The organism is Vibrio atypicus (genome assembly GCF_009811315.1).
GTDB classification, from domain to species: domain Bacteria; phylum Pseudomonadota; class Gammaproteobacteria; order Enterobacterales; family Vibrionaceae; genus Vibrio; species Vibrio atypicus.
This window is the reverse complement of the sequence record NZ_BLID01000003.1, coordinates 331,847-352,351: the sequence shown is the minus strand read 5'-3', so window position 1 is coordinate 352,351 and position 20,505 is coordinate 331,847. Positions and strand designations below refer to the sequence as shown.

The window sequence follows — 20,505 nt, the reverse complement described above, 5'->3', positions numbered from 1 at the left end:
TGGCATTGGTTTTGCTCTATTGGATAGTACGGTCTGGGTGTCGTTAACACTGAGAACCAAGATAAAACTATAACAGCGTCAATGGCGATGAAGCCTCTTCCTATCGTGGGAAGAGGCTTTTTTATTTGGCAATAGAGTAGGACGATAAGATGACAAAGAAATGTATCAAAACAACGTGCCCTTATTGTGGTGTCGGTTGCGGTGTCGAGGTCAGTCAACTCGGTATTTTAGGTGATAGCCAGCATCCAGCGAACATTGGGGCCTTGTGTGTCAAAGGTTCTGCGTTAGCACAAAGCTTAGAAATGCCTTCAAGGTTACTTTACCCAAAGTTCAATGGTGAAGAAATCAGTTGGGATGAAGCAACAGAAATAATCGCGCAAGCTTATCATCAAGCTATTGAGACTGACGGACCAGATTCAACTGCCATGTATGTCTCAGGGCAGATTCTCACCGAAGACTACTACGTGGCGAACAAGTTTATGAAGGGTTTTGTCGGCAGCGCCAACATAGACACAAATTCACGGCTATGTATGTCTTCTGCAGTTGTTGCACATAACCGAGCCTTTGGTGAAGACGTTGTTCCAGTTAACTATGAGGATATTGACGAAGCTGAGCTCATCATAATTTGCGGTGCCAATACCGCGTGGACTCATCCTGTATTATTTCGCCGAATTCAGAACGCGCGCGAGAGGAATCCAAAACTCAAAATTGTTGTTATTGATCCTCGTGAAACAGTGACAGCTCAGCAGGCAGATTTGCATCTAGCGATTCCCAATGACGGGGACATCCCATTATTTGAAGGTTTACTAAGACACTGTATCGACACAGGAAACGTCAATGAACGGTATATGGCGGAGCATACCGTTGGGGCGGAAGCTCTGCTTAAACATCTAGCAGCGCAGAAGCATTCAGCGATTCCATTGAGTCAGGTATTAAAAATCCCAGTTGAACAACTACAGATCTTCTTTGATTGGTTTTCATCTCACAAGAAGGTCATTACTTTATTTTGCCAAGGGGTGAATCAATCGGAAGTGGGTTCTGACAAGGGTAATGCCATTATCAATGCCCATTTAGCGACGGAAAAAATAGGCTACAAAGGGGCTGGCCCATTCTCGATTACTGGGCAACCCAACGCGATGGGAGGTAGGGAAGTGGGAGGTTTAGCCAATCAACTTGCCATTCATCGTGGCTTTGATGCGGAATCATTAAGTTTAGTTAGTGATTTTTGGCAAACGTCAAGGTTAGCGACTGGGCCGGGGCTTAAAGCCATAGAGATGTTTGAAGCGGTAGAGCGTGGCGACATAAAGGTGATCTGGATTATGGCGACTAACCCTGTCGTTTCAATGCCAGACAATCAGTACATTAAACGAGCATTGGAGAAATGTCCGCTTGTTATCGTATCTGATGTCACACCAGACGCTGATATTGCCCAGCACGCCAATCTCTTGTTACCTGCTGCTGGGTGGGGTGAAAAGCAGGGCATGGTAACCAACTCTGAACGCATGTTGAGCAGGCAAAGACGATTTATTGAACCAAGAGGTGAGATAAAACCTGACTGGCGCGCAATCAGTGAAGTTGGAAGCAAATTATGTAAGCTGGTTGATCAAGCAGATGGCTTTCAATTTGCTAGTGAAGCCGATGTGTTTCGAGAGTATGCAGCAATGACTGGGCTGAACAAGGAAAGCCATTTATTGCTCGATTTGTCTCAGTATGCCGAGGTAAGCGATGAGGAATACCAAAGTTGGCAGCCTACAAGATGGGGAAGCGAGAGGCCGTTTTCTGATGGGCGTTTTAGCTTTCCTGATGGCAAAGCAAGATTTATCGTCCCTCAAAATGGGAGTTATTCAGCTACTGCAGGATGGTGGTTAAACACTGGTAGACAACGCGATCAATGGCACACGATGACACGCACTGGACATATTCCTCATCTAGCTGTCATGGAGCCTGAACCAACGCTGTATATGTCGAGTGAATCTGCAGCTTATCTTGGCGTTAAAGCTGGTGAGTTGGTCTCAATTAACAGTAAAAACGATCACTGCGCAATTATGGCAAAGATGAGTTTTGATGAGGGTTTGCTCGGTAAGCAGCTCTTTATGTCGATGCATTGGGCGGGTCATTATGGACAAGGTAATAAGGTTAGCGCAATTATAAGCCGCGCTGCAGATCCATACTCAGGGCAACCCGCTTTTAAGTCGCAGGAAGTAGACGTGATGGTCGCGGGAGCGAAAACGTATGGACTGTACTTAGGAGAAAAATTCGATAAGGAAGTTTGGCCTTATTGCTCTTACCAAGTTGATGATTCTATCGGGGTTTGGCGTGTAGCAAGCTTCTCATCTCAAACCAAACCGTTCACCAATTCAACGAACACGTCAAATCAGCTAAGGAAACTCACCTTAGAATTGGTCAATGGATGGCTAGCAGTGAACTATGATGAGCAAGAAGGTTTGAGACGTATTCGCTCTATCTTCATTACTTCGACGCAGCCTATTACTTCAGATTCTGGCGAGTTGGCGAAAATGGTTGGTCAGCCACTCACGTTCAATACTTTGTTATCAATTACGGCTCAGGAGCAACCGGTAGAGATGGTCTGTAGCTGCTTGAGAGTTAAGCGTAATCAGATTGTTACTGAGCTTGAGAGTGGAGACTGCCAAAATCTCCGTCAGCTACAGCAAAAACTTAAGTGCGGCACCAACTGCGGATCGTGTATCCCCGAAATTGAACAACTGATATTAGAGCACGGACATATCGCGGAGTTGAGTAAATAAGGGGGAGAATATGAGTAGAGAAAAACTATATCTCGAAGGGGCTGACAAGTCGTTAAGAAGTGCAGGGTTTAGTAGTCACATGCTGCCAGAAGTCGTGCTTCCAGATACTGATAAAGAAAAAACAGAGAAAAGCAGCGGGAAAGTATTTTTAGTTGGCGCAGGCCCAAATGACCCGGAACTATTGACAGTAAAAGCGCAAAGGCTGATTCAGTTAGCTGAAGTGGTTGTATTCGATCGTTTGGTGAATGAAGCGATCATCGAACTAGCCCCGACGAATTGCCAAAAGATCTATGTAGGTAAACGTTGTGGACAGCCAAGCTTAACCCAACATGAAATCAATTTAATTTTGGTCGAGTGTGCGAAACTTGGCAAACAGGTAGTACGACTGAAAGGTGGTGACCCTTTTGTTTTTGGTCGCGGTGGTGAAGAAGGGCTAGCGCTCGCAAGGCAGGGTATCGAATTTGAAGTGATACCTGGAATTACAGCAGCAATTGGATGCGCAGCGTCCTCTTGTATTCCTTTAACTCATCGACAAGTTGCTCGAAGTGTGACCTTTGTTACTGGCCAAGTTGTCACGGGAGCGTTACCAGCATGGTCACAATTGGTAGGTGCAGGTCAAACCTTAGTGTTTTATATGGGGTTAGAGAAAGCACAGGAAATTCAGCAAGGGTTGTTAGAGCATGGTCTTAGTGATGATTTCCCTGTTGCAATTGTTACTCATGGTTGTAGTGCTCAGCAGCAAGTACACGTTTTGAACTTAAATATGCTCACTTCAAAAGCACATGAATTAAAAGGTATAAGTCCAGCATTGATTATCTTAGGGGATGTAGTCAAACTGCGAGAAGAATTAAAATTGACCGTAGAATCAGCGGTTTCTCAAGAGGTTATATGAGCACAATATTGGAATGTATTCGCACGGTAGGTCGCGGTGAACGTGGGCGTAAACCGCTAACGTTCGACCAAGCTTATCGAGTCATGGATGAGTACCTTGATGGACACGCAGACGATGATCAGATGGCAATGCTGTTGATGCTAATCCGGGTTCAAAATGAAACGAAACAAGAAATTGCTGGCTTCGTTAAAGCGTTTCAATCTCGTGTTCCTAATTTGGGTGCAGATATCGATTGGCCTTGTTATGCAGGGAAGCGAAAAAACGCTGGAGAGCCTTGGCACTTATTAGCAGCAAAAATCCTTGCTGATGCCGGTTATAAAGTATTGCTACATGGATACCATGATAGACCAGCTGGCCGGTTTCATGCTGAAGACTATCTGACGTCTTTGGGCATTGATTTGGCGGATTCTCCGGATCACGCCAAATTGTTGTTGGAAACAAAAGGGATCGCTTATCTACCACTTAGCCAGTTCGCCCCTCAAGCGGAAACTATGATCGGTTGGAAGAATCGCTATGGGCTAAGAACACCAATCAATACTGTTGTTAGAGCGCTAAACCCTGGTGGCGCTAAGATAGGGATTAGAGGTAGCTTCCACCCTGGATTTCAGCAATTACATGCAGAAGTGGAAAGTGAAATTGGCTTAACTAGCCATGCTGTAGTGTCGTTCAAAGGCCAGTCAGGTGAATCGGAATATAACCCGAAAGTAAGCCAAACAATCTGGTTGAGCACACCAACAGGCGTCGAATCCCATTATTGGACAGAGCGAATGCTAACAGATATTCCAACTCCTGCCTCGTGCGTGTTTGGTACAGATGACAGCAATCTCAATATGATGGCGAATACGGTAGTCGCAACCATAGCAGCGACACTGTTTGCTGAACTCAATGACCCTGATAAAGCGTTTGAAAATGCGTATCAGCTTTGGTCTAACTACTGTGCTTAAGCACGAGACCACATAGAAACTATCCTAATTGGCACATTCCTTGTTATGTCTCTTGTAGATATGAGAGAAAACAAGGAATGTTCATGCAAAAAAAACTCTCCAAAACACCTATTATTATTTGCTGCGATCGAAACGAAGAACAGGTACGTTTAAAGGCATTAATAGCGAAAAAATTCGATAATATTTTCGAGTGTAAACTAAACGATTTTGAAAAAGTGCTAGAGCGTGAGCCCGATGCGTATGTCATTATCGGTTGGTTGCAACCCAATGCCGAGTTACGATTAATGATTGAAGCTTGCCGCGCACGATGTTATCCACTGCTCGTTGTAATTAAACAATTAAACACCAATGATATTAACCGGTTACCTGAAAGGTGGGATTATGTTCTTATGCCTTCAGATTCCGATTTTTGTTTAATTCCTTGGTTGGAGCATGCCTTCCATTTACACCAATCTGTCCATAATTATGAGTTAAAAATTCAAGATCTTTCAAACCGTTTAGAGGAGCGAAAGTTAGTCGAAAAAGCCAAAGGTCTGTTAATGAAAATGAATAACGTGGATGAAGACTCAGCTTATCGGGCGATGCGTCAGTCAGCAATGAAATCGAGCCTCTCTTTAGGCCAGGTGGCGAGAAATTTGCTGCAAACATTAGAAGCGTTGGAGTAAGTTTGGTTACCACTTTAGGGTTATAACAAAAAATCATCATTGGTGCGGTATGCACTAATAGCATGCAAATCATATTAGCAAAGATTGTCTACTCATAATAAGTTATTGAATTGTAAGAATTAAATAAGTTGGCATATAACTTGGAACTTAAATAGTAGAAATACACAATTTAGTTTGTTCAATCGTGGCCTTAGGTTATCAACGGCGGTAATCAAATAGGATGCAATTGCGCTGCGGCTCATAAGAGTCGTAGCGCCTTTTTATTGGAGATAATTTATGAAATGGACGTCATTGTTAAAGAAAAGATGCACTACCGTCGCTTTTGCGAGCGCAATATTGGCAAGTAATGCATCAGCTCAGGTTGGTGAACCTGAAATAGAGGATATTAAGTTCGGCTTTATTAAGTTAACAGACATGGCACCTTTGGCAGTTGCCTATGAGAAAGGCTTTTTTGAAGATGAGGGGTTGTACGTCACGTTAGAAGCACAAGCTAACTGGAAGGTATTGTTAGATCGAGTTATAGATGGCGAACTGGACGGGGCGCATATGCTGTCAGGTCAGCCTTTGGGTGCGACGATAGGGATTGGGACTAAAGCAGAAGTTATCACTGCATTTAGCATGGATCTAAATGGCAATGCGATCACGGTATCGAATAAAACTTGGCAACAGATGAAACCCAATATACCTAAACAAGCTGACGGTAAGTTGGTGCATCCAATTAAAGCGGACGCGTTAAAACCAGTGGTTGAAAGCTATCTCGACCAAGGAAAACCTTTCAACATGGGTATGGTCTTTCCTGTTTCTACCCACAACTATGAGCTGCGCTATTGGTTGGCTGCTGGGGGAATTCACCCTGGCTATTACGCGCCGGAAACTGGCGACAACAGTGGTCAACTCAATGCCGATGTGTTGCTTAGCGTAACACCTCCTCCTCAAATGCCAGCAACCATGGAAGCAGGGACAATAGAAGGTTACTGTGTTGGAGAACCTTGGAATCAACAAGCGGTATTCAAAGGTATAGGAACACCTGTTGTAACGGATTACGAGATTTGGAAAAACAATCCGGAGAAGGTCTTCGGTGTGTCTAAATCTTGGGCCGAAAAATATCCCAATACTCACATTCGAGTCGTTAAAGCACTCATTCGCGCTGCCCACTGGCTTGATGCCAATGACAATGCTAACCGAGTTGAAGCGGTTAAATTACTCGCCAAAAGTGAATATGTGGGTGCAGATTTTGACGTCATTGCAAACTCTATGACAGGCACGTTTGAATACGAGAAAGGTGATGTACGTGAGGTACCCGATTTCAACGTGTTTTTCCGCCACAACGCCACTTATCCTTATTACAGCGATGCGATTTGGTACTTAACGCAAATGCGCCGCTGGGGACAAATCTCTCAAGAAAAATCAGACGACTGGTATATGGATGTCGCTAGAAAAGTTTATCGCCCAGACATCTACCAACAAGCGGCAAATGCATTAATTAAAGATGGCGTGCTTAAATCCGAACAATTTCCAGATTTCGAAGAAGAAGACGGCTTCAGAGCTCCTCAAACCCACTTCATTGACAACATTGTTTATGACGGAAAAACACCAAACGCCTACCTAAACAAATTTTCCATTGGACTTAAAGGAAAAGACAAAGTTTAGCGTTATCACAGGGGAATGCCCTTTACATGGGAAAACACAGAAGGATAGGAATGGTTATGTCGAGCAATGTGATCTCATTGATCCCAAGTAAACAGATGGTGGCAAACAAAAGCAAATTAATGCTTTTGCCGCTAATAGGAATCTTAATATTTTTAGTGTTCTGGCATTTGAGCGCTAGAGAGATACAAACATCTCTTGGGACGCTACCGGGACCTTCACAAACGTATCAGCAATTTGCCAAATTGGTGGTTGAACATTTTGATGAACGCGAGAAAGGACGTGCGTTCATTGAACGTCAGGAACAGCGCAATGCAGAAAAGTTAGCTAAGAATCCGGATGCAAAAGTTAAAATTCGTCCTTACACAGGAAAGCCTACTTTTTTCGACCAAATTTTAACGAGTTTAGTTACGGTTTCGGCTGGGTTTCTTTTAGCGACAGCTATCGCGATTCCACTAGGTATTGTGTTGGGGCTAAACCAAGGTGTCTACCAAGCGTTTAATCCGATAATCCAATTGCTAAAGCCGGTATCACCTTTAGCGTGGCTACCAATCGTCACAATGGTCGTGAGTGCAACTTATGTCAGTGACGATCCTATGTTTGCCAAATCGTTTGTTAACTCATTACTCACTGTTGCTTTATGCAGTCTTTGGCCAACTTTGATTAATACTGCGGTGGGCGTAACAAGTGTGGATAAAGATTTAGTCAATGTAAGTAAAGTGCTTCAGCTTTCGTGGTGGCAGCATATACGAGTCATTGTGCTTCCGTCTGCCATTCCAATGATTTTTACGGGGTTACGCTTATCACTAGGAATTGCGTGGATGGTGCTCATTGCTGCTGAAATGCTGGCTCAAAATCCGGGATTAGGAAAGTTTGTCTGGGATGAATTCCAAAACGGCAGTTCTGCGTCATTAGGACGAATTATGGTCGCCGTTATAACAATAGGTTTTATTGGCCTTTTGCTTGATAGAGGGATGCTTCAACTACAGAAGTGGTTGTCATGGAACAAACAACAGGCATTGCGATAAAGGAGTTATCTATGTCTAAGCCATTACTTGATCTTACCCAGTTAGGGATGCGATTCCCAACGCCCAATGGCGAATTTCTGGCGTTAAAAAACGTTAACTTACAAATAAACAAAGGCGAGTTTATCTCTTTAATAGGTCATTCAGGCTGTGGGAAATCAACGGTTCTAAATTTGGTTGCTGGCTTACATCTACCAACGGATGGTGGAGTCATCGTTGACGGGCGAGAGGTCGCTGGCCCGGGCCCTGAGCGAGCTGTGGTGTTCCAACATCACTCTTTATTACCTTGGCTGACTGTGTATCAAAATGTGGAACTTGCGGTAAAACAAATTGCAGATCAATACAAACAAGGCGCAGAGACGAAAGTCTGGGTCAAGCAGCAAGTAGAACACTATCTCGATTTGATTCAAATGACGAATGCTGCGGATAAAAAGCCTGATGAAATCTCAGGCGGAATGAAACAAAGGGTTGGTATAGCCAGAGCACTAGCACTAAGACCTAAAGTCTTGCTGATGGATGAGCCTTTTGGTGCTCTTGATGCTTTAACGCGTGCCCACCTGCAAGATTCATTAATGAAGATTCAAGCGGAATTAAACAACACAGTGATCATGATTACACATGATGTCGATGAAGCTGTTTTGCTGTCCGACAAAATCGTGATGATGACTAATGGCCCGGCAGCAACAATCGGAGAAGTATTAGAGATTAATCTGCCAAGACCGAGGAATCGCGTCGATTTGGCTGATGATCCTAATTACCAAAAATATCGTCAATCTGTGCTGCGTTTCTTGTATGAAAAACAATCGAAAGCAGCCCCAAGTAAACCAGTCAAAGAGCATACGACAAGTGTGACGGCAAAATCGGCTTAAGGAGAGAGACGATGGAACAAATAGTAATCGTGGGTAATGGAATGGTTGGGCACCACCTAGTCACACAGCTAGTCGAAAAAGGCGCTCATTTAGAAAAACGTATTACTGTAATCGGTGAAGAGCGATTTATCGCCTATGACCGTGTTCAGCTTTCTTCAGTATTCTCAGGTAAGAGTCGCAATGATTTGATGCTGAGTAGTGAGGAATGGTATGCAAAACATGGTATTGAACTCATTTTAGGCTGCAAGGTAAAAAAAATCGATAGGGAAGAAAAACGCTTAGTATTGGACGATAAAGGCGTGATTGAATACGACCATTTGGTTCTATCGACAGGCTCTTTTCCTTTCGTCCCACCCATCGAAGGAAAAGACCGCGAAAACATTTTTGTTTATCGAACCCTAGACGACCTTTCAAAAATCAAAGATGCATGCAAGGGGGCAAAGACGGGGGCAGTGATTGGTGGTGGACTATTAGGACTAGAGGCGGCGAACGCACTTAAATTACTAGGGGTTAAGACTCATGTTGTCGAATTTGCACCACGCTTAATGCCTGTTCAACTGGATGATGGTGCCGGTGAAGTTCTTAAACACAAAATTGAAAGCTTAGGGCTGACAGTTCACACCAACACAGTAACCGAAAAAATATGCGATGGTGAAACTGCACAGCTTAGGATGGTGTTAAAAGACAAGCCAGCGCTAGAAGTCGACGTGATTGTTTTTTCTGCGGGGATCAGGCCACAAGATAGCTTAGCGAAAGACGCTGGGCTGAAAACCGGCGAACGTGGTGGGATAGTTATTGATGACCAATGTAGAACGAGCGACAAAAACATATATGCGATTGGCGAGTGTGCGCTTTGGCAAGAAAAGGTATTTGGACTCGTTGCACCAGGTTATGCGATGGCAAGAGTTGCCGCGAGTGAAATTATGTCGTATGAAACTGGTGGGTTTATGGGCGCTGACATGAGCACTAAGCTAAAGCTACTTGGCGTAGACGTCGCTTCTATCGGTGACGCGCACAAAACAACAGAAGGTGCACAAGAAATGCTATTGCAGGATGCGGTGGCAGGTGTGTACAAAAAATTGGTCGTTGATGAAACAGGCACAAAACTGTTGGGCGCAATACTCGTCGGTGATAACTCAGATTATGATGCGTTGCTTCAATGTTATTTAAACGAAACTCCACTGCCTGAACATGCTGCTAATTTGCTATTTGATACCCAAATGCTTCAGGGCAATATGTCAGAAAGCGCAATGATTTGCTCATGTCACAATGTCACCAAAGGGGATTTAGTCTCTGCTATTCAAGCAGGTGCACACGACTTAGACATGGTAAAAAGCCAGACTAAAGCGGGCACTGGTTGTGGCGGTTGTAGCAATATGGTCAAGTCTGTTCTCGACGAACAACTCAACGCCATGGGGCTTGAAGTTAACAACCATGTTTGTGAGCACTTTGCACTTTCCCGACAAGAAATGTTCCATCTATGCCAGGTTGAAGGGATCAAAGATTTCACCACTTTGCTGGCTAAGCACGGCACGGGACATGGGTGCGATTTATGTAAACCGACGGCAGCTTCAATTTTTGCATCCTTATGGAATGAACATATTCTAGAGCCACAACATAGTGCCTTGCAGGATTCTAATGACGCTTTCATGGCGAATTTACAAAAAGATGGCTCCTATTCTGTAGTGCCTAGAGTCGCGGGTGGTGAGATTACACCAGACAAGCTTATTGCACTCGGTAAAGTCGCAAAACGATTCGATCTCTATACCAAGATCACGGGTGGCCAGAGAGTAGATTTGTTTGGAGCACAAGTTGAGCAATTACCAAGCATATGGCAGTCATTGATTGAAGCGGGCTTCGAAACAGGCCACGCCTACGGTAAGTCGTTGAGAACCGTCAAATCCTGTGTTGGTTCTACTTGGTGTCGTTATGGAGTTGATGACTCTGTTGGTTTAGCGATAGAACTAGAAAATCGTTACAAAGGCCTTAGAGCCCCACACAAGATCAAATTTGCCGTATCAGGTTGCACGCGAGAGTGTGCGGAAGCACAAAGTAAAGATATTGGTGTAATCGCAACTGAAAATGGTTGGAACCTTTATGTGTGCGGTAATGGAGGTATGCGACCTCGCCATGCGGATTTAATCGCTGCCGACCTATCTAAATCTGAACTGGTTACTCTTATTGATCGTGTTTTGATGTTTTACGTTAGAACGGCAGATCGCTTACAAAGGACGTCTGTTTGGATGGAAAACTTGGAAGGTGGGTTGGAGTATTTGAAACAGGTTGTCATAGAGGACTCTTTGCAGATAAATGATTCGTTAGAAAGCCAAATGCAGCATCTCGTTGATACCTATCAGTGCGAGTGGGCAGCAACTTTAAACGCACCGGAAAAATTAGCTCGATTCAAACCATTTATAAACAGTGAATCAAATAGCCCAATCTATCCTTATGAGCGCATTCGCGGTCAACGTATTCCAGTAAAGGAGGTATAAACATGAGTGTTATTGAAAAGGAAAAGGTGTGCGAATTGTCTGAATTACCGCCTTATCAAGGACGCACAGTTATACATGATGGTGAGCAGGTGGCACTATTCAACGTACCAGGTATTGGCATATATGCTGTACAACATTGGGATCCTATAGGGAAAGCTTTTGTCATTAGCCGAGGTATTGTTGGTGACATAAATGGACACCTCTGCGTTGCATCTCCCCTTTATAAACAACACTTTAAGTTAGATTCTGGAGAGTGCGTTGAATATCCGGAAGTGAGCTTGAAAACCTGGAAAGTCAGTGTGGAAAACAGCGATATAATTTTAAGTTAATAAGAAATGCACCACTAGAGTGGTGCATTTTTGCAATGTAAGCGTTTGTAATTGAGACTGGATTTTCAATAAAACGCTGTTCATAATTCTTTTCATTCCATAGGAGTAGAATTATGAAGAGAATTTGGCTCGTTGCTTTAGTGAGCATTGTATTGTCTGGGTGCGTGTTATATCCGACAACCCGAGATTATTATAAGCCCGTTGTAAAACAGGGTCAGTCACCGGCGATAAGTGCAAGTTGCGGTTATCATAAAGCGAAGTATGACGGTCTTGAGCAGCAATACGCAGGAAGGACAGTTAGAGTTTACCCAACAAGAGACGATGAAAATGCCATAACAGTCATTGCTGTAATGGAGTCAACGCTCGAAGAAAGTCACTTGGTGCAAACGCAAGTCGTGACAGATAGTGGGGCGCTCATGACTCTGGCAAGCCAGACAAAATTGACATCAAAATATCTTGATTCAGAGGGTGTTTATCGTTCGTGGTACGAAACGAAGTATCCGCCACTAAAAGTAACACCGGAACAGATGACAATCATGGTAACGGATGAAGGCGGTAAAAGAATTGAATTTAGCTTCGAGCATGCATTGCAAAACGACATTTATTACTCATCAATTAATTGCTAGTTATTAAACCAATAAAAATGAGGTTAAAGATTAGCTTTTTTAACCATAATTTGCGCATTGCGGCCGTTTTTTCAGCACTTGAATCAATCGATTGATTTTATTAGTTGACGTATAAAATCAATCGGTTAAAGTACGTCTCGTTCCAACGGCAAAGCTGATTGGAATGATGGTGTACCATCGCATTATGCGTTGCCCTGGTGGTGGAATTGGTAGACACAAGGGATTTAAAATCCCTCGGCGTTCGCGCTGTGCCGGTTCAAGTCCGGCCCGGGGCACCATCAATAACATTCGATTGTGATATAAAAATCGGTAAGGCGCCTTGGCAGAGTGGCTATGCAGCGGATTGCAAATCCGTGGACCTCGGTTCGACTCCGGGAGGCGCCTCCATTATTCGAAAGCTCGTCCATTGTGACGGGCTTTTTCCGTTTCTATTCGTCTAGTTTTGTCTCACTTCTGAATCGTTCGTGTGTTCACTCCCAACTTAATAGAAAACTCCGCTCCCATATTTGATCTTCTGATTATCTAAGTTTAATTTATAAAACAACGATATAGTTTGAACGAAGGAACTAGGGGATGGAAGATGTACTCATAATTGCAATCATCTTTGGTGCGATATTCGGTGGACGAATTGTTAAGTTAATTCTCGATCATCGCAAAGAACTGAAAGAGCTCGAAATATCAGAAAGTAGCAAGCTTAGCCAGAATGAACAGGATCGTTTAAATCTAAAGATTGATGAACTTAAGCAGCGTGTGGAAGTTCTCGAGAAGATCGTAACAGACAGCAAATATCACATAGATAAAGAGATTGCGTCTCTGTAATCAATGTCAGAGAGCTCGTATAAAGAGCTCTCTTTAACATTATGCTGAACATGGACTGGTATTTTTAGACATTTCATATTGCCTTACTGGCATCATATCTATGGTCGATTTTATTGACTCCCAATTCGTTTTCTTACCCCAACGCAGCTTTTCCATCCCATCTTTGCCAATCAAAACCGCTGTGTGTTCTCCAGGGACTATGTCATATATATGGAACATACCGCTTAGATTAAATTCATCGCGTACCCAAGTAGGAACCGTAAATCCATCTTCAGTAATAACTAATGTGACCACGTCACGTTCTGACAGTTCGCACTCAATCATTAAGCTTTCTAGTAGGAACTGTTTTACGTGCTCGTCGTTGGTAGGAGCGAAGTAGATAACGCTGCGGTGGGCCCATTTCTCTGTATGAGCAGGGTATGCCCAGCAGGTTTGTACAGCGTTAAAGATAATCAGTAGCAGTAGAGTACGCATCTGAGCCCCCAGGTTGCACGAATTGAACTCGTAAAAAACATAGTTTCTATACGATCATTGTAGGTGTTAAGCTCAATCATTACCTTAAAGTGGCGGGAAGTAGTAAAAATGGAACAGATTTCGACCGAGCGTTTGGTTTTACGCTTAGCGACGGTAGATGATGCCAATTTTGTTTTAGAACTGTATAACACACCAGACTTTCTCCAATTCGTAGGCGATAAACAGATTCACGATGTCAATGACGCAAAAATCTATATTGAACAGAAAATTTTGGGGATGCGTGTAAGTAAAGGTGTTTGCTTGTTGGTTATAGAATCTAAGGCTGACTCAAAGCCATTAGGTGTGTGTGGCCTAATCAAACGTGACGAATTAACGGCTTATGATATTGGTTATGGACTGTTACCTAAAGCTTATGGTTTCGGCTACGCTATTGAAGCTGCAAAAGCGGTGATTAGCTATGCAAAAGCGAAGGAGGGGATCGATGAACTCGTAGCTATCACAACCTCGGATAATTTTGCGAGTAAAAAACTACTCAATACGCTCGGTTTTAACTACATCAAAGTACAAAGCAAAATAAGCGATACAATTGATCTATTACTCTATCAATTAAAGCTTACTGACAATGAAACACATTCATACTGACATCCTTAGTGGTGAACTGCTGACAGAGCATAAAACGGTGGCAGCTATGATGGCAATATATTGTCGAGATAAGCATAACTCGAAAGCCGGGTTGTGTTTAGAGTGTTCAACGCTCCTAGCTTATGCTGAAACTCGATTAGATCGCTGTCCCTATGGGCAACAAAAACCGACATGTAACAGATGCCCAATACACTGTTACAAACCTGAACCTAAAGAGGCAATGCGTGATGTTATGCGATATGCAGGGCCAAGAATGCTCTTTCCTCATCCGATTCTTGCCATAAGACACCTATTACACGAACGTAGACCAGTGCCGGAAGTGCCAAAGCAAAACGTGTCGAATAGAGCGTTAAGAAAACAAAAGTAGTCGTTAATGTTCTTGAATACGCATGCGCGGAAAATAACAGTGAATTTTCCGCGCAGCGAGTAGAGTACTTAGTGAACAACCTTGATCTACTAGGACACGAAGTTAGTGATTATTGTTCACTAGTAACTGAACCTTTAGAGCAAGTTAGTCAGTAAATTTATAGGTGATGCCCAAACTCATCGACCATCCTAAATCTCGTTGGACTAACGGTGAGTTTTCGTCATGATGTTCTAACTCAAACTTTGCTAAACCAAGCCATGTTGGGGCTATGTTGTATATGCCAATCAACCCGGCTTGATACACCCAAGAACGAGTCGCGTCATGTTGATTCAGCCCTGACTTGAGTTCTTCATCTGACGAAACTGAATACAGGTGTCGTGAGAGCTTCTTGTCTCGATAATCGACTTCCACATAAGGGGTCAGCGTGAATTGCGGGTAAGGGGTTGTTAGAGTTCGACCTAAATGCAACTGCACCTCATATCCATTATGGACACTTGTTACATCATGTAAGTAGGTAAGTCGGGCTCCTACCGTACCAAGAGTAACGCCTAGCTCACCGTTCCCTTCTCGGTCTTCAATGCCAGAAGGCAAGTTGTCGAAGTCGTTGGAGACCTGAGCAAACCGCCAATTTCCCGTTAATCCGACGTAAGGTAGTAGTGATACATTGACCAAGCTGCCGTCGATGAAGCCATATTCACCGTTATAGAAAAGATTTGGTTCTAAAGAAATTTGGGCGTCGTTCTTGTCCGAAAATACAGATTGACCATAAGCTGCGCTCGCACCTACAAAACCAAAATCGTAGTAGTTGTCTTGTGCCATCACTGGGCGGGTTACGACAACGAGTGCCGAACATAATAAATACAGATAATTAGCTCGATTCATGTTTAATCTCCTTATTGGTCAATATAAGAACGTGTTAAGCGTAGATTTATTACACGGCGAGCAAAATATTCACCACAATGGGATAAGGCACATAAAAAAAGCCAACTCAGATAGAGCTGGCTTAAGGTCGACATAGTGGATGGATTAGCTGTCGAACAAGTAGAGATATTCACCGTAGCCTTGGTTTTCAAGTTCCGATTTGGGCACAAAGCGCATCGCTGCAGAATTCATACAGTATCGAAGACCTGTTGGAGCAGGGCCATCTTTAAATACATGCCCGAGATGTGAGTCAGCAAATCGGCTACGGACTTCAGTTCGCGGATATAGCAAATGAAAATCTGTTTTAGTGACAATGTAACCTTCATTGATAGGTTTAGTAAAACTAGGCCATCCTGTACCAGACTTGTATTTATCTGTGGATGAAAACAATGGCTCTCCAGTGACAATATCGACGTAGATGCCTTCTTGCTTGTTATCCCAATACTCGTTTCTGAATGCGCGCTCCGTGCCTTCTTCTTGAGTTACATAATATTGCATCTCAGTAAGTTTTGCTTTGATCTCTTCATCAGACGGTTTTTGATAGGCTTTTATGTCGGCCGTCTGTTTTTGTTTATCGATCAATTGGCGCAGGGTGACAGGGTTTTCGTTGCGATCTTCCCCAAATATCTGGTCTAAATACTGATCTCTACCAGAGGCATATCGATAGTAGTTATAACGAACCTTATTACGCTTGTAGTAATCTTGGTGGTAATCCTCTGCGAGCCAAAACTTAGTAAACGCAATCAATTCAGTTTTTAGAGGTTTTTGAAAAATACCGAGCTGCTCGATCTCTTGCATAAACTGATCGGCAACAACTCTTTGGTTTTCGTTATGATAAAAGATTGCAGGTCGATATTGAGGACCTCGATCGACGAAGGAGCCTTTGTCATCGGTTGGGTCGATATGGCGGAAAAATTGGTCAAGGATTTGCTCATAACCAACCGCTTTCGGATCGTATTTGACCTCTATGACTTCTATATGTCCTGACTTTCCTGATGATACTTGCTTATAAGTCGGGTTTTCGAGTTCTCCACCGGAATAGCCTGAAACTACATCGAGTACACCTGGTAGTTTTTCTAGATCCGACTCTGTGCACCAGAAGCACCCTCCAGCGAGAGTGGCAACTTCAAATCCGTTTGAAGTGTTTGTTGTCGTTAACTTGCTATCGGCGGTACCAAAAAAAGAAGTCGCAATCGCGATAGTTGCGAGCGCAGGTAACACAAACTTAAACTTCACTTTCATATCAACCTCTATGATTGCTTTTGTTGTCTCCTAATAAGAACGACAAACGTGATAAAAAATTGCGTATGCAGAAAGTTTTATTTATGTGCGGAGAAAAAGATCAAAAAAACGACCGCTAAAGGTCGTTTAATTAGAATTTGGATTGTTAACCCAGTGCTGGTAATACGCCCACTGTAATCATGATTTGAGCGCCGACAATGGCCACACCGACAACCCCGCCTACAACTAAACCTAAGTTACCACCCAGCACTTGGTAATGGTCGTGATTAGATTGCTTGCGAGCTTTTCTCACCATCACAATCGGCAAGAAGATAGCTAAAACAACAAGAGCAATGGCTGCGTAGCCCAGTGCCATGATAAATCCTTGCGGGTAGAACAACGCAAATCCCATTGGCGGCAGGAAGGTCATTAAACCCACCAAAACGCGTGAATTACCTTTACCTTGCTTTTTCATCGTATCGCCAAGGAATTCAAATAAACCCAAACTAACACCTAGGAAAGACGTCAATAGCGCTAGATCGGCGAACAGACCGATAGTCTGAGCAAGGCTTGATTTGTGTACCGTCGTAGATAGAGTTGAAATTAACGCGCTTAGCCCTTGGTTATCAAGCAGTGTTGACTGGTTAACGACGCCAAGCGTTACGATCTGCCAGAAAACATAAATGATTAGCGGAATTGCAGAGCCAATCAAAATCGCTTTACGAAGTGAAGGTGTATGACCATCAAGATAGTTAACGATGGCCGGAATGCTACCGTGAAATCCGAATGATGTAAAAATAACCGGAATCGCCGCGATAACTAATCCTTGCTCTACAGGCATACTCAGTAGGTAAGACTCAGTGACATTAGGAGCTAAGAAGGTAAGAACCAATGCCATAGTAACAATTTTGACCAAGAATAATACACGATTCACTTTATCTACGGTGGCAGTACCAATCGTAACAATTGTGGCGACAATAAGCGTAAAGATCAGGGTTGATACTGTGGAAGAGACTTCAATGCCAGTGAAACCAACGATACGCTCACCAAATTGGGCACCACCTCCCGCAATATAAGCTGCACATAACGCGTAGAACAAAAACATCATTGCAAAGCTAGCAACCCATTTCCCTTTTGTACCTAAAAACTGTTTAGCTAAAGTATGTAGGGTTGCATGTTGCTCTGCGTGTTGATGTATTTCCACCATAAGCAGCGCTGTATAAGCCATTAAAGCCCATAGCCCGATCATGATGACTAGTGATGTGGTAAAGCCAATACCAGCGGATGCCAGTGGTAAGGCAAGCATTCCGGCACCAATGGTAGTGCCGGCAATGATCAAAGTACTTCCTAAAATCTTTGATTTATTCATGTATACAATTCTTTACAATTAGTTCTGCTTTGGATGTTATGACTGCCTATTCGCTGATTTAGTAGTCATAAAAACCGTCATATTCTTATTGTGTAAAATTAACTGGTTAAGATCAACTGATTTGTACACATAAATTACCACTAGTGTAATTATTAGTTTACACTCATCCAGGCGTGCTCATGGCAAACGATTACTTGGGAGGGGCGTCATACCGTATTGAAAAATTGCTTTGTTCTTTCATTAAATTGTCATATAAGTGCTTTAAAAAGGAACAATAGACCACATATACAAGGTGAGACTTGAAAACAGGTCTATAAAGTTGTTTATAAAAAGGAGGTCAAGATGAGTGACCAAACACTTAATGAAGAGTGCCTAGAACTGCTAGATGCAATGGAAATTGGTTTCGAGCTTTCAGACTACGAACAGTCAATCGAAGAACTAGCGGAAGATATCTTTAATAAGTAATTCTTCATAGCTACTTTATGTAGCGTCCAGAATGAGCCAGTGCAATCGCGCTGGCTTTGTGCTTTTATAAAGGTATCCAACAAGAGCGGAATATCTTTTGAATTACCTTTCCCACCTTCATATTGCTGACCAATGCCAATCGAGTCTAATTGGTAACTTACTTGGGGATTTCGTTAAAGGAGATCCTGATAAGCATTATTCTTTGGAAGTATCACAAGGTGTCAGGCTACATCGATTTGTCGATTCGTTTACTGACAGTCACCATATGGTGGTGCAAGCAAAGTCACTGTTTCCTAATGGCCCTCGACGCTTCTCCGGTATCGCACTGGATATGTTTTGGGACCATTGCTTAGCAAATCATTGGCATGATTATCATTCGACAGGCCTTGATCAATTTTGTGCCTACGCGCGGAAAGAGATTGAAGGCTACTCAGACCCGCTCCCAGAAAACTTTACGAAAGTGACGTCGAGAATGTGGCAAGGGCGGTGGTTAGAATCTTATCGAGATCTCGAAAATATTGAGTTTGCTTTGCAACGCATGTCGCTAAGATCACCAAGAATGTTGGCTTTAGTGGAGTGTTTCCCTCATGTAGAGAAAAACTATGCTGAATTAGAGGCGCTATTTGCTGCGTTCTATCCTGAGATACTAAACGCTAGCAAAAGATTCTGATAGAATCGTCGGCCTTGCAATTATAGGTAATACGCATGTCGACTGAATTTGAATCTCTTGGGTTGTGCCCAACTATACTAGCGACTCTCAAAACGCTAGGTTTCGAAAAACCAACACAAGTACAACAACAAGCTATCCCTTTCATTCTTGATGGGAAAGATGTGTTGGCTGGTGCACAGACGGGGACGGGTAAAACGGCGGCGTTTGGTCTTCCAATTATACAAAAGCTTTTAGAGTCAAACTCTAAACGTGATCCTCAAGGCAATGATGTTCGTGCTTTGGTTTTGGTACCAACCCGTGAGTTAGCACAGCAAGTATTTGATAACTTGATTCAATACGCACAAGGAAGCGAAATCAAAATTGTCACGGCTTACGGTGGTACTAGCATGAATATGCAAACACGCAACCTAGAGCAAGGCTGTGACATCTTAATTGCAACGCCAGGTCGATTAATCGATCACATGTTCTGCAAAAATATCTCTCTACGTAAATCGGAATACCTAGTGCTAGACGAAGCGGATAGAATGCTGGATATGGGGTTCATGCCAGATATTCAACGTATTTTGAAACGCTTTAATGAAGACCGTCAAACGTTGTTCTTTTCCGCTACATTTGATAAGCGTATTAAGTCTATCGCATACAAATTGCAACAAGACCCAATCGAAGTACAAGTCTCTCCATCAAATAGTACTGCAGAGACCGTTAAGCAAATGGTTTACCCCGTTGATAAAAAGCGTAAAGCTGAACTTCTTGCTTACTTGATTGGCTCACGCAACTGGCAACAGGTTTTGGTCTTTACCAAGACAAAGCAGGGCAGTGATTCACTTGCGAAAGAGCTAAAGTTAGATGGCATCAAAGCGGCGTCAATTAACGGTGATAAGAGTCAAGGCGCTCGACAAAAAGCATTAGATGATTTTAAAACTGGCAAAGTTCGCGCGCTGATCGCTACGGATGTTGCTGCGCGTGGTCTCGATATTCAGCAGCTAGAGCAAGTGGTCAATTTTGATATGCCCTATAAAGCAGAAGACTATGTGCATCGTATCGGGCGTACCGGTCGTGCAGGTAAAGAGGGATTTGCGGTATCTCTAATGAGCCGAGATGAACACTATTTACTTGAGGCGATTGAGCGTTTGCTCGATACAAGACTGCCACAGGAATGGTTAGAAGGTTTCGAACCAAGCTTAGTTGAAGACGTTGAGTTAGAACGCTCACCAAAACGCAATAGCCGTTCTTCTGAAAAGCGTAAAATGAAGGCTAAACTTAAGATCCATGCTGGTCGCGGTAAAAGACGATAACTAAGAGA

20 protein-coding genes and 2 tRNA genes are annotated in these 20,505 nt (G+C 43.2%); 18 read left to right on the top strand and 4 right to left on the bottom strand.

From position 1 onward, the window contains the following. The first annotated feature begins 149 nt into the window (after positions 1–149). The 13 genes from GVO60_RS08835 to GVO60_RS08775 all read left to right on the top strand — a co-directional run bounded on the left by GVO60_RS08835 (position 150) and on the right by GVO60_RS08775 (position 13,073). Positions 150–2,765, top strand: coding sequence for a nitrate reductase (locus GVO60_RS08835; protein WP_159653012.1), 2,616 nt, complete (start codon positions 150–152; stop codon positions 2,763–2,765). 10 nt (positions 2,766–2,775) lie between these two features. Next, a complete protein-coding gene (gene cobA, locus GVO60_RS08830; RefSeq protein WP_159653010.1) occupies positions 2,776–3,657 on the top strand; it encodes a uroporphyrinogen-III C-methyltransferase in 882 nt (293 codons plus the stop codon). Continuing rightward, complete coding sequence (locus GVO60_RS08825; protein ID WP_159653008.1) at positions 3,654–4,601, top strand: glycosyl transferase family protein; 948 nt, start codon at positions 3,654–3,656, stop codon at positions 4,599–4,601. The genes cobA and GVO60_RS08825 overlap by 4 nt, the downstream gene beginning before the upstream one ends. An 83-nt stretch (positions 4,602–4,684) precedes the next feature. After that, the gene (locus tag GVO60_RS08820; protein WP_159653006.1) at positions 4,685–5,266 is read left to right on the top strand and encodes an ANTAR domain-containing response regulator; all 582 of its coding nucleotides are present in this window, start codon (positions 4,685–4,687) and stop codon (positions 5,264–5,266) included. A 276-nt stretch (positions 5,267–5,542) separates the two neighbouring features. After that, entirely contained in the window at positions 5,543–6,916 is a 1,374-nt protein-coding gene (locus GVO60_RS08815) for a CmpA/NrtA family ABC transporter substrate-binding protein (protein ID WP_159653004.1), read from the top strand. 56 nt (positions 6,917–6,972) lie between these two features. Further along, entirely contained in the window at positions 6,973–7,941 is a 969-nt protein-coding gene (locus GVO60_RS08810; RefSeq protein ID WP_159653002.1) for an ABC transporter permease, read from the top strand. 11 nt (positions 7,942–7,952) lie between these two features. Next, complete coding sequence (locus GVO60_RS08805; RefSeq protein WP_159653001.1) at positions 7,953–8,807, top strand: ABC transporter ATP-binding protein; 855 nt, start codon at positions 7,953–7,955, stop codon at positions 8,805–8,807. Positions 8,808–8,818: 11 nt separating this feature from the next. Next, entirely contained in the window at positions 8,819–11,299 is a 2,481-nt protein-coding gene (gene nirB, locus GVO60_RS08800; RefSeq protein ID WP_159653000.1) for a nitrite reductase large subunit NirB, read from the top strand. A 2-nt stretch (positions 11,300–11,301) separates the two neighbouring features. After that, positions 11,302–11,628, top strand: coding sequence for a nitrite reductase small subunit NirD (gene nirD / locus GVO60_RS08795; protein ID WP_159652999.1), 327 nt, complete (start codon positions 11,302–11,304; stop codon positions 11,626–11,628). A gap of 113 nt (positions 11,629–11,741) precedes the next feature. Beyond that, positions 11,742–12,254: a hypothetical protein gene (locus GVO60_RS08790; RefSeq protein ID WP_159652998.1), complete on the top strand. Its 513-nt coding sequence runs from the start codon at positions 11,742–11,744 to the stop codon at positions 12,252–12,254. A 191-nt stretch (positions 12,255–12,445) separates the two neighbouring features. Next, a tRNA-Leu gene (locus GVO60_RS08785) sits at positions 12,446–12,532 on the top strand. A 35-nt stretch (positions 12,533–12,567) separates the two neighbouring features. Beyond that, positions 12,568–12,641: transfer RNA gene (locus GVO60_RS08780), tRNA-Cys, on the top strand. A gap of 186 nt (positions 12,642–12,827) precedes the next feature. Further along, positions 12,828–13,073 (top strand): nitrite reductase, encoded by a 246-nt coding sequence (locus GVO60_RS08775; protein WP_159652997.1) that lies wholly within the window; start codon positions 12,828–12,830, stop codon positions 13,071–13,073. Positions 13,074–13,112: 39 nt separating this feature from the next. On the opposite strand, the gene GVO60_RS08770 is transcribed toward GVO60_RS08775, so the two are convergent. Next, positions 13,113–13,547, bottom strand: a complete 435-nt coding sequence (locus GVO60_RS08770) for a DUF4174 domain-containing protein (RefSeq protein ID WP_159652996.1) — start codon at positions 13,545–13,547, stop codon at positions 13,113–13,115. Between the two features lie 108 nt (positions 13,548–13,655). Here GVO60_RS08770 and GVO60_RS08765 point away from each other — a divergent pair, with 108 nt between their 5' ends. Together GVO60_RS08765 and GVO60_RS08760 are read left to right on the top strand one after the other, a co-directional pair. Then, the gene (locus GVO60_RS08765) at positions 13,656–14,189 is read left to right on the top strand and encodes a GNAT family N-acetyltransferase (protein ID WP_159652995.1); all 534 of its coding nucleotides are present in this window, start codon (positions 13,656–13,658) and stop codon (positions 14,187–14,189) included. After that, positions 14,170–14,556: a nitrous oxide-stimulated promoter family protein gene (locus GVO60_RS08760; protein ID WP_159652994.1), complete on the top strand. Its 387-nt coding sequence runs from the start codon at positions 14,170–14,172 to the stop codon at positions 14,554–14,556. The genes GVO60_RS08765 and GVO60_RS08760 overlap by 20 nt, the downstream gene beginning before the upstream one ends. Before the next feature lie 144 nt (positions 14,557–14,700). Here the strand turns inward: GVO60_RS08760 and GVO60_RS08755 are convergent, their stop codons facing one another. The 3 genes from GVO60_RS08755 to GVO60_RS08745 all read right to left on the bottom strand — a co-directional run bounded on the left by GVO60_RS08755 (position 14,701) and on the right by GVO60_RS08745 (position 18,067). After that, complete coding sequence (locus GVO60_RS08755) at positions 14,701–15,375, bottom strand: MipA/OmpV family protein (protein WP_225874918.1); 675 nt, start codon at positions 15,373–15,375, stop codon at positions 14,701–14,703. A gap of 207 nt (positions 15,376–15,582) precedes the next feature. Continuing rightward, on the bottom strand, positions 15,583–16,719 hold the full coding sequence (gene msrB / locus GVO60_RS08750) for a peptide-methionine (R)-S-oxide reductase MsrB (RefSeq protein WP_159652991.1): 1,137 nt from the start codon (positions 16,717–16,719) through the stop codon (positions 15,583–15,585). 145 nt (positions 16,720–16,864) lie between these two features. After that, on the bottom strand, positions 16,865–18,067 hold the full coding sequence (locus tag GVO60_RS08745) for an aromatic amino acid transport family protein (RefSeq protein ID WP_159652989.1): 1,203 nt from the start codon (positions 18,065–18,067) through the stop codon (positions 16,865–16,867). A 342-nt stretch (positions 18,068–18,409) separates the two neighbouring features. On the opposite strand from GVO60_RS08745, the gene GVO60_RS22635 reads away from it, so the two are divergent. From GVO60_RS22635 to GVO60_RS08735, 3 genes are all read left to right on the top strand, one after another. Then, a complete protein-coding gene (locus GVO60_RS22635; RefSeq protein WP_263971428.1) occupies positions 18,410–18,532 on the top strand; it encodes a hypothetical protein in 123 nt (40 codons plus the stop codon). Between the two features lie 97 nt (positions 18,533–18,629). Then, positions 18,630–19,202, top strand: coding sequence for an acyl carrier protein phosphodiesterase (locus GVO60_RS08740; RefSeq protein WP_159652987.1), 573 nt, complete (start codon positions 18,630–18,632; stop codon positions 19,200–19,202). Between the two features lie 35 nt (positions 19,203–19,237). After that, positions 19,238–20,497 carry a DEAD/DEAH box helicase gene (locus tag GVO60_RS08735; RefSeq protein WP_159652985.1) on the top strand — a complete coding sequence of 420 codons (1,260 nt, stop codon included), beginning with the start codon at positions 19,238–19,240 and terminating at the stop codon, positions 20,495–20,497. The last annotated feature ends 8 nt before the right edge of the window (positions 20,498–20,505 follow it).

Coding starts and splice junctions, on each gene's coding strand:
- GVO60_RS08760 (WP_159652994.1), top strand. CDS start 14,170: ATGAAACACATTCATACTGACATCCTTAGTGGTGAACTGCTGACAGAG.
- GVO60_RS08810 (WP_159653002.1), top strand. CDS start 6,973: ATGTCGAGCAATGTGATCTCATTGATCCCAAGTAAACAGATGGTGGCA.
- GVO60_RS08770 (WP_159652996.1), bottom strand. CDS start 13,547: ATGCGTACTCTACTGCTACTGATTATCTTTAACGCTGTACAAACCTGC.
- GVO60_RS08820 (WP_159653006.1), top strand. CDS start 4,685: ATGCAAAAAAAACTCTCCAAAACACCTATTATTATTTGCTGCGATCGA.
- GVO60_RS08815 (WP_159653004.1), top strand. CDS start 5,543: ATGAAATGGACGTCATTGTTAAAGAAAAGATGCACTACCGTCGCTTTT.
- GVO60_RS08735 (WP_159652985.1), top strand. CDS start 19,238: ATGTCGACTGAATTTGAATCTCTTGGGTTGTGCCCAACTATACTAGCG.
- cobA (WP_159653010.1), top strand. CDS start 2,776: ATGAGTAGAGAAAAACTATATCTCGAAGGGGCTGACAAGTCGTTAAGA.
- GVO60_RS08745 (WP_159652989.1), bottom strand. CDS start 18,067: ATGAATAAATCAAAGATTTTAGGAAGTACTTTGATCATTGCCGGCACT.
- GVO60_RS08790 (WP_159652998.1), top strand. CDS start 11,742: ATGAAGAGAATTTGGCTCGTTGCTTTAGTGAGCATTGTATTGTCTGGG.
- nirB (WP_159653000.1), top strand. CDS start 8,819: ATGGAACAAATAGTAATCGTGGGTAATGGAATGGTTGGGCACCACCTA.
- GVO60_RS08835 (WP_159653012.1), top strand. CDS start 150: ATGACAAAGAAATGTATCAAAACAACGTGCCCTTATTGTGGTGTCGGT.
- GVO60_RS08775 (WP_159652997.1), top strand. CDS start 12,828: ATGGAAGATGTACTCATAATTGCAATCATCTTTGGTGCGATATTCGGT.
- GVO60_RS08765 (WP_159652995.1), top strand. CDS start 13,656: ATGGAACAGATTTCGACCGAGCGTTTGGTTTTACGCTTAGCGACGGTA.
- GVO60_RS08805 (WP_159653001.1), top strand. CDS start 7,953: ATGTCTAAGCCATTACTTGATCTTACCCAGTTAGGGATGCGATTCCCA.
- GVO60_RS22635 (WP_263971428.1), top strand. CDS start 18,410: ATGAGTGACCAAACACTTAATGAAGAGTGCCTAGAACTGCTAGATGCA.
- GVO60_RS08825 (WP_159653008.1), top strand. CDS start 3,654: ATGAGCACAATATTGGAATGTATTCGCACGGTAGGTCGCGGTGAACGT.
- msrB (WP_159652991.1), bottom strand. CDS start 16,719: ATGAAAGTGAAGTTTAAGTTTGTGTTACCTGCGCTCGCAACTATCGCG.
- nirD (WP_159652999.1), top strand. CDS start 11,302: ATGAGTGTTATTGAAAAGGAAAAGGTGTGCGAATTGTCTGAATTACCG.
- GVO60_RS08755 (WP_225874918.1), bottom strand. CDS start 15,375: ATGGCACAAGACAACTACTACGATTTTGGTTTTGTAGGTGCGAGCGCA.